Source organism: Streptomyces sp. NPDC050418, assembly GCF_044458745.1.
In the GTDB taxonomy this organism is placed as follows: domain Bacteria; phylum Actinomycetota; class Actinomycetes; order Streptomycetales; family Streptomycetaceae; genus Streptomyces.
In genome coordinates, this window is record NZ_JBITIG010000001.1 from 865,695 (window position 1) to 879,475 (window position 13,781).

Consider the following 13,781-nt stretch of genomic DNA (forward strand, 5'->3'; position numbering starts at 1 on the left):
GCGGGTGGTGACGGGCCGGGCGGGGCCGGGCCCGGAGGCTGTCGGTCGGTTGGCCGAAAGGCGCACGCGCGGGCGCGGGATGCACATTCCGACCGCGGTACCGGAGCTCGGAGTTCAGAACCCGGACCAGAAACTTAGGTAAGCCTAAGCTATCTTACGAATCATGACCATCACCCCCTCCGCCGCACCACCCGCCCTCAAATCGGCCATCAGGGACCGCATCACCGCACACCACCGCGACACCCTGCTCGCGCTCAGCCACCGCATCCACGACCACCCGGAGACGGCCTTCGAGGAGCACCGGGCCGCCGCATGGTGCGCCGAACTCCTGCAGCAGCACGGCTACTCGGTCACGGCACCCGCGTACGGCCTGAAGACAGCCTTCGAGGCCACGCTCGGCAGCGGGCCCACGACGGTCGCGCTCGCCTGCGAGTACGACGCCCTCCCGGGGCTCGGCCACGCCTGCGGCCACAATCTGATCGCCGCGGCCGGGGTGGGCGCGGCGCTCGGCCTCGCCCCGTACGCGGATGAACTGGGCCTGACCGTGAAGGTCATCGGCACCCCCGCCGAGGAACGCGGCGCGGGCAAGGCCCTGTTGATCGAGGCGGGCGCGTTCGACTCGGTGGACGCGGCGATGATGGTGCACCCGTGCCCGTTCGAAGTGGCGGAGTTCACGTCGTTCGCGCTCGGCACGCTGGACGTGGAATTCACGGGCCGGCCCGCGCACCCGAGCCTCGACGCCCACGAGGGACGCAACGCGGCGGACGCGCTGACGGTCGCGCAGGTCGCGATCGGCCTGCTGCGCCAGCAGTTGCCCGCGCACTGGAAGGTGCACGGCGTCACGACCTTCGCCGGTGACGCGCCCAACGTCATCCCCCACCGCGCCACGGCCTCGTATGAGATACGCACGTCCGCCGCCGAGGATCTGCAGGAGCTTCGAGAGCGTGTCGAGGCCTGCTTCCGGGCGGGGGCGCTCGCCACCGGCTGCGAGGTGACGCTCAACCGCCCCGAGCCGGACTACCTGGACTTCCGCACCGACCCCGAACTCATCGCCCTGTGGCGGGCCAACGCCACCGGGCTCGGACGGCCGGAGCCGGTGGAGAAGGGCGCGTTCGCCTGCACGGACATGGGCAACGTCTCGCATCGCGTGCCCGCGATCCACCCCGTGCTCGACATCACGGGCGGCGTCTGCGGCCCGCACGAGCCGGAGTTCGCCGCGGCCGCCCGCGCGCCGCGCGCCGACCGGGCCCTGCTCGACGGCGCGGTCGGCCTGGCCTGGACGGCGGCGGATCTGGCGGCCATCCGCGGCGACCGGGCGGAGGGCCCGGCGGCGGAACCGGAGACCGGCCGCCGCGCCTGACCTTCGCAGGCAGCCGCGGGAGCAGGGCACATCGCCTCAGCACGCGCAGAGGCACGCCGCCCGGTGACAGCACTGCCGCCCGCCCACGCTCCCGTGGGCGGGCGGCAGTTCACCGGCAGGCCGCAGACGCCGGCCGGTCGCGGGAGCCCGGCGCTCCCGGCCCGACGAGCCTCACTTCGCGGTCAGTGCCGCCGTGATGTCGTCGAGAACCTCCTGGGCCGCGAGCGGCCCGCCGCGCGTCGACCACACGGAACCGTCCACCGTGGTGACGTGGTCGTTCTTGACGGCGTCGAGCTCCTTGTACGCGGGCTTGCCCTGGACGTCCTTAAGCGCCTTCTCACCGTCGGGCGTCAGCGTCGACAGGAACAGCCAGTCGCCGTCGATCTCCTCGATCTTCTCCAGGCTCAGCGCGGGCGTGTGCGCGTTGCCGTCCTTGTCCTGGGCCTTGGGGCGCTTGAGCCCCATGTCCAGGGCGATTCCGCTGGCGAACTGCTTGTTCTCCATCCAGCTCGGACCGTCCGGGTTCCAGCGCACGATGCTGACCTCGGAGCCCTTGGCCTTGCCGAGTTCGCCGCCGGCCTTCTTGGCGGCGCCGTCGTAGTCGGCGATGACCTTGTTCGCGGCGTCGAGCTTGTTCACGGCGTTGCCGATGCCGCGCAGCGAGAGCTTCCAGTCGTCGGTCGGCGCCATGGTGACGAGCGTGGCCGGGGTGATCTCGCGGAGCTGCTTGAGCACCTGCTCGTCCTGCATGTCGCCCGCGAGGATCAGGTCGGGCTTGGCGGCGATCACCTTGTCCATGACCGGCTGGAGCAGGTTGCCGACGACGGGGACGCCGTCGACCTTCTCCTCGAGGTAGGCCGGCGGCTTGTTCATGCCCTGGCCGTTGGTGATGCCCGCGGGCTTGATGCCGAGCGCGAGGACGGCGTCCAGGTCCTCCTGCGTGAGGGTGACGATCCGCTTGGGGTTCGCGGGCACCTCGACGGACTTGCCGGTCGCGTCCTTCACGGTACGGGTGCCGTCCGAGGCGGCCGCCTTGTCGGTGGACTTCGCCTTGTCCCCTTCGGAGTCGGAACCTCCGCAGCCGGCGAGCAGCAGGGCGGCGGTTCCCGCGACGGCGAGCGAGCGCAGCGTGCGACTGCCGGTGAGAGTAAGGGACTTCATTGGGGACGCTCCGGAATCCGATCGGGGACATGAGGGACGGCGGCCTCGTGAGGGGCGTGCAGGAGCACACCCCGGGGGCATGCGTGAGCACACCCCGCCGCTGGGCACGGCGGGCCGCCGACATCGAGCAGAGATTAGGTTAGCCTTACCTGACAATGCAATCGTCTGCGGTGACAGAACCGAAGAAAGGGCCCTGAACCGGTGCAGATAACCGCCGAACGCCTCAGCGCCGGCTACCCCGGCCACCCCGTCGTCCACGAGGTGGACCTCCACGTGTCCAGCGGGCAGGTGGTGGCCGTCGTGGGCCCCAACGGGTGCGGCAAGTCCACGCTGTTGCGCACGATCGCACGGCTGCACCGGCCGGAATCCGGCCACGTCCGCATCGGCGACGAGGACATCTGGCAGCTGAGCGGGCGCCAGGCGGCCCATCGCATCGCCCTGCTCCCGCAGTCGCCCCAGGCTCCGGAGGCGGTGACGGTCGCGGGGCTCGTCCGCTACGGCCGCCATCCGCACCAGGGCCTGTTCCGCCAGTGGTCGCGCGAGGACGAGGAGGCGGTACGCGAAGCACTCGCCGCCACCGGGACCGCCTCCCTCGCCGATCGCCGCCTCGACCAGCTCTCCGGCGGCCAGCGGCAGCGCTGCTGGCTCGCGATGGTCCTGGCGCAGCAGACCCCGGTGGTGCTGCTCGACGAGCCCACCAGCGCCCTCGACCTCGGCCACGCGGTCGAAGTCCTGGAGCTGGTACGGGAGGTGGCCGCCGCGGGCCGCACGGTGATGATGGTCCTGCACGATCTCGCGGGCGCGGCCCGCTACGCCGACGAGATCGTCGCGATGCACGCGGGGCAGGTGGTCGCACACGGCCCGGCGCGCGAGGTCGTCACGGCCGCACTGGTCAAGGAGCTCTACGCCATCGACGCCGACGTGGTCGAGGCTCCGGGGGACGGCGCGCCGGTGGTCATCCCGGCCTCACGGGACCGTACGCCCGCCGTCTGATCACCTGGCGCGGGCAACTGCCGAGAGGCCCCTGCCTACGGGTAGAGCGCACCCAACTCCCGTACCACCCGCGCCATTTCAGCCCTGAGCCCGGGCGGGCCGAGCACCTCCACCTCCGCACCGAGCCGCAGGAACTCCATCACCGCGAAGGTCTCCGACTCGATCGGCAGCTCGGCCCTGGTCCGGCCCTCACCGTCCGGGCGCGCGCTCTGCGCGTACGCGGCGGCCTGTCTCCCGGTGAGCCGGGCCGCCCCCGCCCCGGTGAGGCGGACCACGGCCGTGCCGGTGTGCAGCCGGTCGAGGAAGTCCTCCTGGTGGCGCCGCCAGTATGCGGCGAGATCGAATCCGTCAGGCACCTCGAACTCCTCGCCCGCGTCCGAGAGTTCGAGGATCTGGTCGACGCGGTACGTCATGGGCCGCGGCCCACCGACCACGTACCAGCGGCCCGCCTTGAGGACCAGTCCGTACGGCTCGATCCGGCGCTCGACCTCGACCGGCTCCTTCCAGCGGCGGTAGCGCACCTGCAGGACCCTGCCGTTCCACACCGCGTGGGCCACGTCGGTGAGGAACGGCACCTCGTCGGCGTCCGCGTACCAGCCGTGCGCGTCCAGGTGGAAGCGGGACTTGATCCGGGCGCTGTGGGCGCGCAGTTCGGGCGGCAGCGCGGCCTCGACCTTGTGCTGCGCGGCGGTGAGCAGCGCGCCGAGACCCAGCTCGGCCGCGGCGCCCGGCACGGCGGACAGGAACAGCGCCTCGGCCTCCCCCGTGGTGAGCCCGGTCAGACGGGTGCGCCAGCCGTCGAGCAGCCGGTACCCGCCGGCGTGCCCGGACTCGCCGTACAGCGGCACTCCGGCGGCGTGCAGCGCCTCGACGTCCCGGTACACGGTGCGCAGCGACACCTCCAGCTCCTCGGCGAGCTGGGCAGCGGTGAGGCGGCCGCGGCTCTGCAGGAGCAGCAGGATCGAGACGAGTCGGCTGGACTTCACTGACACAAGGTGGCAGTGAAGCGCTCCTACCGTCCAGCCATGGCTTTCACCGAGAAGTTCCTGTGGACTCCGCCGCCTCTCACCGTGGGCGGCCGGCACATCAAGCGCTACCACGTCAGCGCGGACCCGGCGGGCATCGCGCCGGAGGTGGAGAAGGCGGCGTACGCGATCCTGCCCGAGCTGCTTCCCGAGCCCGACGGGACGCCGCCCGCCACGTTCGTGGTGCTGCACCGCGGTGGTGACGACGGCGCGTATCTCAACGCGTACAGCTGGGTCTGGGACAACGTCCTGCACTTCGCGGGAGCGGCGGCCGGACAGCCGGTGCTCGACTGCCCGGACCGCGATCCGTCCCATTTCGTCCGCACCACGGCGCCGTGGATCGGCTGCGTCTGGGAGCTGTCGCCCGTCACCCACGAACGCGACGCATGGGTCCGTCACCTGCTCGCGCCGCCCGTACCCGACCTCGACGGCTATCTCGCCGACTCCCTGCCCGAAGGCACCACCGGACCGTTCGGAGACCCCGCATGAGCACCTCGTACGACTTCGACTTCCTCACCGGCCGCTGGACCGTCCGCCACCGCAAGGCGCTCGACTTCCTGAACCCGGAGGCGGCGGGCTGGCAGGAGTTCGACTCCGTCACCGAGGGCGGTACGCATTTCGGCGGTGCGGCGCACTTCGACGAGATCACGATGCCGGACTACACGGGGCTCACTCTGCGGCTGTTCGACCGGGAGACCGGGGAGTGGTCGCTGTACTGGGCGGACAGCCGGACCGGGAAGCTGTACCCGCCGGTGACCGGGCGGTTCGGGGAGGATGGCACCGGGCAGTTCTTCGGGGACGATCGGCACGAGGGCAAGCCGGTCCGGGTGCGGTTCGTCTGGTCGGGGATCTCCACGAGCAGCGCCCGCTGGGAGCAGGCGTTCTCCGTCGACGGCGGGCTGACCTGGATCACGAACTGGGTGATGGAGTTCTCGCGGGAGACGACGGCGACCCGGTGACCGCGTCGTACAAATTCGGTGGAGATAACAGCACCGAAACTTACCGCCCGGTCAGTAATCTGTCCCACCCTCCTACCTTGTGGCCCCATTTAAGGGGCTGACCTGGACGTATCGGTACGCCTCCCGGATCGGATGACCCCCTCCCGCCGGGGCCGGAGGTGGGGTACGTTCACCGCGCATCACGGAGCGCCACAAGGAGATCCACTTGCGCGAGTTCACCTCACCCTCCTTGGCGTCCTCGGCGCCTGCGGTGGGCGGCCTGGCGGACGCCGTGTTCGACCACGCCCAGGAGGACCCGCTGCACATCGCCCTCGGCCGCAAGGTCGACGGGCAGTGGACGGATGTCACGGCGGGCGAGTTCCGCGACCAGGTCCTCGCGCTGGCCAAGGGCCTGCTCGCGCAGGGCGTGCGGTTCGGCGACCGCGTCGCGCTGATGTCCCGTACGCGTTATGAGTGGACGCTCTTCGACTTCGCGCTGTGGACGATCGGCGCGCAGGTGGTGCCGGTCTATCCGACGTCCTCCGCCGAGCAGGTCTTCTGGATGCTCCACGACGCGCAGGTCTCGTCCTGCGTCGTGGAGCACGAGGACCACGCGATGACCATCGGTTCCGTGATCGACCGGCTGCCCGCCCTGCAGCGCCTGTGGCAGCTGGACGCGGCGGCGGTCGACGAGCTGACGGCGGCCGGTGAGCACATCGACGACGAGATGGTGCACCGCCACCGCCGCGCCGTGACACCGGACTCGGTGGCCACCGTGATCTACACCTCGGGCACCACGGGCCGCCCCAAGGGCTGTGTGATCACCCACGCGAACCTGATGTACGAGTGCGACACGATCGCCGGCCGCTGGGAGCCCGTCTTCCACACGAAGCCCGGCGACGAGCCCTCGACGCTCCTCTTCCTGCCGCTCGCGCATGTCTTCGGGCGGATGGTGCAGGTGGCCGCGGTGCGCGCGAAGGTCAGGTTCGGGCATCAGCCGGATCTGAGCGCGGCGGCGCTGCTGCCGGATCTCGCGGAGTTCCGGCCGACGTTCTTCCTCGCCGTGCCGTACATCTTCGAGAAGATCTACCGCGCGGCCCACAGGAAGGCCGAAGCGGGCGGCAAGGCCGGCGCGTTCGAGAAGGCCGTCGACTGCGCGGTGAAGTACGCCGAGGCGCAGGAGCACAAGGCCTTCGGGATCGGACCGGGCCCGTCGGCCGCGCTGCGGATGCAGCACGGCCTCTTCGAGAAGCTGGTGTACGCCAAGGTCCGCGAGGCGATGGGCGGCCGCGTGCGGCACGCGATGTCGGGCGGTTCGGGGATGGACCGCAAGCTCGGTCTGTTCTTCGCGGGCGCGGGCGTGCACATCTTCGAGGGGTACGGCCTCACGGAGTCCACCGCCGCCGCCACCGCCAACCCGCCGGAGCGCACCCGCTTCGGCACGGTGGGGCAGCCGCTGCCGGGCACGACCGTGCACATCGCGGAGGACGGCGAGGTCTGGCTGTACGGCAGCCATGTCTTCCAGGGCTATCTCGGCGACCCGAAGGCCACCGACGCCGTACTGCACGACGGCTGGCTGTCGACCGGGGACATCGGGGCGCTGGACGAGGACGGCTATCTGACGATCACCGGGCGCAAGAAGGAGATCCTGGTGACCTCGGGCGGCAAGTCGGTCTCGCCGACGCAGCTGGAGGAGCGGGTGCGCGATCACCCGCTGGTGGGGCAGTGCATCGTCGTCGGCAACGACCGGCCGTATGTCGCCGCCCTGGTCACGCTGGACACGGACGCGGTCGAGCACTGGCTGACGATGCGCGGCAAGTCCTCGCCGGCGCCGGAGGAACTGGTGCGCGATCCGGATCTGGAGACGGAGGTGCGGCGCGCCGTCGTGGCGGCCAACACCCTTGTCTCGCAGGCCGAATCCATTCGTACGTTCCGCATACTGGCGCATCAGTTCACGGAGGAGCACGGGCTGCTCACGCCGTCCCTGAAGCTGAAGCGCAAGGCGATCGAGCAGGCCTACGCCGCCGAGGTCGAGGCGCTCTACAGCAGTTGAGCCCCATCTCGCCGCGACACCGATGTCATTTCTGACGGGTCATCAATTGGCGACGCATCAGTTATTGACGGTCCATCAGGTTCCCCACAGAATGCGGTGACTTCGACGGAGGGACAGGGCTGTGTTGCGATCGTTCCGCGCCATCGCAGCAGCGTCTGCAGCGCTGCTGCTCGCTACTGCGTGTAATTCTGCTTCCAACTCCACCGACGGCTCGGGCGGCCCGGGCAAGGGTGCGACGGTACGGGGAGTGACCGACGACTCGATCAAGGTCGGCGGCATCGTCTCCATGACGACGGCGAGCGGCTACAGCAAGAAGGACACCGACCTCGGCGCCAAGGCCCGCTACGACCGGGCCAACGCGGAGGGCGGCGTCAACGGCCGCAAGATCGACTACATCGGGGCCGAGGACGACGGCCAGGACCCCGGCAAGAACCTCGCCGCGGCCCGTAAGCTCGTCCAGCAGGAGAAGGTCTTCGCCGTCTCGCCGATGAGCTCGGTGACGTTCTCCGGCGCCGACTTCCTGGAGAAGCAGAAGGTGCCCACGTTCGGCTGGGGCACCATCCCGCAGTTCTGCTCCAACGAGCACATCTACGGCTTCAACGGCTGCCTCGTGCCCATGCCCGGCGGTGTCATCACACAGTCCTGGCCCGAGGGCCTCGCGCATGTGCTCGGCGGCGCGAAGGGCAAGTCGGTGGCGGTGCTCGCCAACGACAACGACGCGGGCAAGTTCGGCATCCGCACCTACAAGCAGGGCTTCGCGGCGGCCGGGTTCAAGGTCGCCTACGCCAAGGCCTCCGTGCCCGCCACGTCGACGCCGAGCGACTGGTCCGCGTACACCAAGGAGATCCTGCGCTCCAACGGCGGCAAGGCGCCCGACGTGGTCGTCTCCGTGATGCAGACGCCGTACAACATCGGTCTGTTCACGGCGCTCAAGCGCTCCGGCTTCAAGGGCCTGCTCACCGACCCGACCGACTACGACCCGGGGCTGCTCGCCAAGAAGACCACCGCGCAGGCGCTCGACGGGGTCCATGTACTGCTGCAGTTCGAGCCGTTCGAGTCGGACAGCGAGAAGATGGCCCAGTTCAAGGAGGACATCAAGAAGGCCGCGGGCAAGGACGTGCCGCTCAACATGCACATGGTGACCGGCTACATGTCCGCCGACTTCTTCCTCTCCATCGCCGAGAAGGCCGGCAAGGACCTCACCGTGGAGTCCTTCCAGAAGGCCGCCGCGGGCTTCTCCGACACCGGCACCCTGGTCGGCGACCGCGCCCTGCCCAAGGGCCGTACGGAGGCCTTCGGCTGCGGCGCCCTGGTGCAGTTGAAGAACGGCAAGTACGAGGTGTCGTCGCCCTTCAAGTGCTACGAACCCATCCCGTTCAAGTAAGGGGCCCCGGGCATGGCTGACCTCCTTGGCTTCGTGCTGAGCGGTCTGGTCTCGGGCGCCCTGTACGCCCTGCTCGCGACCGGACTCGTCCTGTCCTACTCGGCCTCCGGACTGTTCAACTTCGCCCACGGCGCGACCGCCTACCTGTGTGCGCTCGGCTTCTACGAGCTGCACTCGGGCTTCGGGTGGCCCGCGATCCCGACCGCGCTCCTCATGGTGTTCGTGATCGCGCCGGGGCTCGGCTGGGCGCTCGACCGGCTGATGTTCCGCAAACTGGCCCGGGTCGGCGAGACGGCGCAGATCGTCGCCACGATCGGTCTGCTCGTCGCGCTGCCCGCGCTCGGTCTGTGGGTGGTCGAACTCCTGGAGGAGGCGGGCGCCTCGGTGCAGCCCGCGGAGAACCAGTTCGGCCTCCCCGGCGTCGGGCCTTCGCCGGCCGAGTCGTGGCAGCTGATGGACGGAGTCGGTATCGACTCCGACCAGCTGATCACCTGGGTGACGACCGCGGTGGTGGCCGTCGGCCTGTGGATCCTGATGCGGCACACGCCGCTGGGCCTCAGGCTGCGGGCGTCCGTCGACAACCGTTCACTGGTGGAGCTGCGCGGCATCAGCGCCGACCGGCTCTCGTCGCTCGCGTGGATGCTGTCCTCGGGGCTCGCCGGGCTCGCGGGCGTGCTTGCCACTCCCCTGCTCGCCCTGTCCTCGCACGACTACACGCTGTTCCTGTTCATCTCGGCGACCGCCTCGGTCCTCGGCCGCTTCATGTCGATCCCGCTCGCGTTCGCGGGCGGGCTCGGCCTCGGCGTGCTGCAGAACCTCGTCGCGGGGTACGCGTCCTTCGCGGACGACATCACCGGCTTCCGTACCGCCGTACCGTTCCTGATCCTCTTCGGCGGGCTGCTGATCCTGACCCGGCGGCAGCGCACGGCGGGCACGGCCGCGGTGGACGCCCCGCCGATCGACTACCTGGCGGGCAGGTCCTGGCTGCACAAGTGGGGGCCGTGGGCGGTCGGCGCGGTGCTCCTCGCGCTCGCGTTCTACACGGTCACCACGCCGTTCTGGAGCGGCATCCTCGCCCAAGGGCTGGCGATCTCCCTGGTGTTCATCTCGTTCACCGTGGTGACGGGGCTCGGCGCGATGGTGTCGCTGGCCCAGGCGACCTTCGTCACCGGGGCCGCCATGGTGGCCGGGCTCCTGATGAGCCACGGCTGGCCGTTCATCGGGGCGGCCCTCGTGGGAACGTGCGTGGCGGCGGTCCTGGGCGCGCTGGTGGCCCTGCCGGCGCTGCGGCTCGGCGGGCGCTCCCTGGCGCTCGCGACCCTGGCGCTCGCGTTCCTCGCGGACCAAGTCCTGTTCCAGATGGGCTGGTTGCGCAACGGCGACACCGGCTGGGAGATCCCGCGGCCCGTCTTCGGACCGGTCGACCTCAACGACGACCGTGCCATGGGCGTCGCAATGGTGGTCCTGGTGACGGCCGCGGTGGCCGCGCTCAGCGCCCTGCGGAACTCTCCGTCGGGCCGCGCGATCCTCGCGGTCCGCTCGGCGCCGGCGGCCGCGATGGCCTCGGGTGTCTCCGTCATCCGCACGAAGCTGATGCTGTTCACGCTGTCGGCGGGCCTCGCCGGCTTCGGCGGCGTGATGTACGCGTCGTACCAGACCCGCATCACGGCCACCGACTTCACGGCGATGCACGGCCTCATCTGGCTCGCGGTGGTCATCGCGGCCGGTGTGCGCAGGCCGCAGTTCGCTGTGGTGGCAGGGCTCGTGTACGCGGTCATGCCGCATGTCATCGCGGATTACGTGACCGAGTCGGCGCATCTGCCGGTGATCCTGTTCGGCCTGGCGGGCCTCGCGCTCGCCAATGACCCCGACGGGTACGCGGCGGCGGTGTCGGTACGGCGGCACCGGCGCAAGGCGGCGGTGGCCGCGGTCTCCGTGGCCGCCGAACCCACGGCGGCCGCCGTGTCGGAGCCGGAGGCGGCGCTCCAACTCCGGGGCGTGCGCGCCGGATACGACGGGGCGCCCGTCCTCACCGGCGTCGACCTCGCGGTACGGCCCGGCGAGATCCTCGCGTTGCTCGGCCCGAACGGCGCGGGGAAGTCCACCACGTGCAAGGTCGCGGCCGGGCTGCTCTCGGCGCAGGGCGGCACGGTGTACGTGGCCGGGCACGACGCCACGCGTCATGGCGCGGTGCGGCGGGCCCGCGCCGGGGTGGTCCTCGCGCCCGAGGGCCGGGGCATCTTCCCCTCGCTCACCATCGAGGAGAACCTGGCGCTGCAACTGCCCGCCAAGGAGGCACGGGACGCGGTCTACGCCCGTTTCCCGCGGCTCGGCGAGCGGCGCCGCGTCCCGGCGGGTTCGCTGTCGGGCGGCGAACAGCAGATGCTGGCCCTCGCTCCGCTGCTCCAGGACCCGCCCAAGGTCCTGATCGCGGACGAACCCTCCCTCGGCCTGGCCCCACGGGTCGTCGACGAGGTCTTCCAGCTCCTCACCGAACTCCGGGACGCGGGAACGGCGTTGCTCCTGGTCGAGGAGAAGGCCGCCGAAATCCTGGGCGTCGCGGACACCGTGGCGTACCTGTCGCAGGGCAAGGTCACATGGACCGGGCCCCGGTCGGAGGTCGAGGCGGACCGGTTGACGGAGGCGTATCTGGGGATCGCCGGGGGGTCGAGGGCGGAAGGGGCCGACGGCCCCGGTGGCGCTGACGGGTCGGAGGGCTCGGACGGGTCGGACGGGTCGGAGGGCTCGGACGGCTCCTCCACGGAGGCATCCGACGGCTCGCCCACGGACGCATCCGACGGCTCGTCCACGGACGCATCCGACGGCTCCCCGGAACCAGCCACCCCTGCGGACACCCCCGCCGCGAATGGAGCCGTCCCCCGCCAGAACCGCCCCGCCGCCTCCACGAGCGCGGACGGGCATGAAGCCGGATCCGGTCCCGGCCCCGACCCTGGGGCCGGATCCGACCCCGCGTCCCCGACGGAGGTGGCCAAGCCATGAGCAGATATCTCCTGGAAGCCTCCGGTGTGGGGGTGCGGTTCGGCGGGATCAAGGCGCTCGGCGAGGTGTCGCTGGGGGTCGCGCCCGGCGAGGTCTGCGGGCTGATCGGGCCGAACGGGGCGGGCAAGACGACCCTGTTCGACGTCGTCTCCGGAATCCGCAGGCCGGACGAGGGCCGGGTGCTGCTCGACGGCGCCGACATCAGCCGCCGCTCCCCCGTCTGGCGGGCGCGCCACGGGATGCGGCGCACGTTCCAGCGGCAGCAGCTCTTCGGCCAGCTCACGGTGACCGACAACCTTGTGGTGGCCCAGGAGTGGCGCGGCGGAGGCGGCGGGCTCGCCGCCGACCTCGTCGCCTCGCCGACCCGCCGCGGCCGGGAGACGGCCCGCCGCGCCCGGGCCGCGGAAGTACTGCGGTCCTGCGGCCTCGACCGGCTCGCCGGGGACTACGCGGGCGCCCTGCCGGTCGGCAGCGCCCGCATGGTCGAGCTGGCGCGCGCCCTCGCCGATCCGCCCCGGGTCCTGCTCCTCGACGAGCCGGCCTCCGGCATGACGGCCGAGGAACGCGCCCAACTCGCCGCGGTGATCCGCCACTTGGCGGACCAGGAGGGCTGTGCGGTGCTCCTCGTCGAGCACAACGTGGCCTTCGTCATGGAACTCTGCGCCCGCGTCGTGGTCCTCGACCTCGGCACGGTCCTGGCCGAGGGCACCCCGGCACAGGTCCGCGCGGACCCGAAGGTGAGGGAGGCGTATCTGGGGCTCAGCCCCGCGGGAGCCTGACGCGAGGGACCGGGGCGCCTGCCGTCCCGGTCCCCCGGGTGAACATTCCGGCGCGACACGGAATGGATCAACCGCCACTCTGGTTGCTACAGAGACGTCACTCCCCACCACGTAAGGATCCATCGCTCGTGAGCAAGGTCCCCACCATCACCCTCAACAACGGCGTCGCGATGCCGCAGCTCGGCTTCGGTGTCTGGCAGGTGCCGGACGAAGAGGCGGCGAAGGCGGTCGCCACCGCCCTGGAGGCCGGGTACCGCAGCATCGACACCGCGGCGATCTACGGCAACGAGGAGGGCACCGGCCGCGCCATCGCCGGCTCCGGTGTCGCCCGCGAGGAGCTCTTCGTCACCACCAAGCTGTGGAACGCCGACCAGGGGTACGACTCCACCCTGAAGGCCTTCGACACCTCGCTGGCCAAGCTCGGCCTCGACTACGTCGACCTGTACCTCATCCACTGGCCGCTGCCGTCGAAGGACCTGTACGTGGACACGTACAAAGCCTTCGAGGAGATCTACTCCTCCGGCCGCGCCAAGGCGATCGGCGTCTCGAACTTCACGGTCGAGAACCTGGAGCGCCTCCTCGGCGAGACCTCCGTCGTGCCGGCGGTCAACCAGATCGAGCTGCACCCGCAGCTGCAGCAGTCCGAGCTCCGCGCCCTGCACGCGAAGCACGGCATCGCCACCGAGGCCTGGTCGCCGCTCGGCTCGGGCAAGGGCCTCCTGGAGGTCCCGACGATCGTCGCCATCGCGCAGAAGCACGGCCGCAGCCCCGCGCAGGTCGTGCTGCGCTGGCATCTGCAGACCGGCAACGTCGTGATCCCGAAGTCCGTCACACCCTCCCGTATCGCCGAGAACATCGACGTCTTCGGCTTCGAGCTGGACGCCGAGGACCTCACCGCGCTCGCCGCCCTCGACGAGGGCAAGCGCCTGGGCCCGGACCCGGCCGTCTTCGACGTGGCCTGACCGCGCACCTGGCGAAGCCGCCGACGCACCCGGTGAAGCCGCCGCCCCTCGCGTGGGGCGGCGGCTTCACCGCTGTCCGGAGGGTGGCGTTACGCCCGATACGGCCGCCATTCTGCCGCTCCCCGC

At 71.0% G+C, this 13,781-nt stretch carries 11 protein-coding genes; 9 read left to right on the forward strand and 2 right to left on the reverse strand.

Features of this window, described 5'->3' with window-relative positions:
- The first annotated feature begins 163 nt into the window (after positions 1-163).
- Positions 164-1,360, forward strand: a complete 1,197-nt coding sequence (locus tag ACIBI4_RS03855) for an amidohydrolase (protein WP_399201915.1) — start codon at positions 164-166, stop codon at positions 1,358-1,360.
- A 171-nt stretch (positions 1,361-1,531) separates the two neighbouring features.
- Here the strand turns inward: ACIBI4_RS03855 and ACIBI4_RS03860 are convergent, their stop codons facing one another.
- The gene (locus tag ACIBI4_RS03860; RefSeq protein ID WP_399201916.1) at positions 1,532-2,521 is read right to left on the reverse strand and encodes an ABC transporter substrate-binding protein; all 990 of its coding nucleotides are present in this window, start codon (positions 2,519-2,521) and stop codon (positions 1,532-1,534) included.
- Positions 2,522-2,722: 201 nt separating this feature from the next.
- On the opposite strand from ACIBI4_RS03860, the gene ACIBI4_RS03865 reads away from it, so the two are divergent.
- Positions 2,723-3,514, forward strand: coding sequence for an ABC transporter ATP-binding protein (locus ACIBI4_RS03865; RefSeq protein WP_399201917.1), 792 nt, complete (start codon positions 2,723-2,725; stop codon positions 3,512-3,514).
- A 35-nt stretch (positions 3,515-3,549) separates the two neighbouring features.
- On the opposite strand, the gene ACIBI4_RS03870 is transcribed toward ACIBI4_RS03865, so the two are convergent.
- The gene (locus tag ACIBI4_RS03870) at positions 3,550-4,500 is read right to left on the reverse strand and encodes a helix-turn-helix transcriptional regulator (protein ID WP_399201918.1); all 951 of its coding nucleotides are present in this window, start codon (positions 4,498-4,500) and stop codon (positions 3,550-3,552) included.
- Positions 4,501-4,539: 39 nt separating this feature from the next.
- Here ACIBI4_RS03870 and ACIBI4_RS03875 point away from each other — a divergent pair, with 39 nt between their 5' ends.
- From ACIBI4_RS03875 to ACIBI4_RS03905, 7 genes are all read left to right on the forward strand, one after another.
- Entirely contained in the window at positions 4,540-5,028 is a 489-nt protein-coding gene (locus ACIBI4_RS03875; protein ID WP_399201919.1) for a hypothetical protein, read from the forward strand.
- Positions 5,025-5,498 (forward strand): hypothetical protein, encoded by a 474-nt coding sequence (locus ACIBI4_RS03880; RefSeq protein ID WP_399201920.1) that lies wholly within the window; start codon positions 5,025-5,027, stop codon positions 5,496-5,498. The genes ACIBI4_RS03875 and ACIBI4_RS03880 overlap by 4 nt, the downstream gene beginning before the upstream one ends.
- A gap of 205 nt (positions 5,499-5,703) precedes the next feature.
- Entirely contained in the window at positions 5,704-7,530 is a 1,827-nt protein-coding gene (locus ACIBI4_RS03885; protein WP_399201921.1) for an AMP-dependent synthetase/ligase, read from the forward strand.
- Between the two features lie 121 nt (positions 7,531-7,651).
- On the forward strand, positions 7,652-8,914 hold the full coding sequence (locus ACIBI4_RS03890) for an ABC transporter substrate-binding protein (protein WP_399201922.1): 1,263 nt from the start codon (positions 7,652-7,654) through the stop codon (positions 8,912-8,914).
- 12 nt (positions 8,915-8,926) lie between these two features.
- Positions 8,927-11,914, forward strand: a complete 2,988-nt coding sequence (locus ACIBI4_RS03895) for an ATP-binding cassette domain-containing protein (RefSeq protein ID WP_399201923.1) — start codon at positions 8,927-8,929, stop codon at positions 11,912-11,914.
- The gene (locus ACIBI4_RS03900) at positions 11,911-12,693 is read left to right on the forward strand and encodes an ABC transporter ATP-binding protein (RefSeq protein ID WP_399201924.1); all 783 of its coding nucleotides are present in this window, start codon (positions 11,911-11,913) and stop codon (positions 12,691-12,693) included. The genes ACIBI4_RS03895 and ACIBI4_RS03900 overlap by 4 nt, the downstream gene beginning before the upstream one ends.
- A gap of 128 nt (positions 12,694-12,821) precedes the next feature.
- The gene (locus tag ACIBI4_RS03905) at positions 12,822-13,655 is read left to right on the forward strand and encodes an aldo/keto reductase (RefSeq protein ID WP_399201925.1); all 834 of its coding nucleotides are present in this window, start codon (positions 12,822-12,824) and stop codon (positions 13,653-13,655) included.
- Positions 13,656-13,781 lie beyond the last annotated feature (126 nt).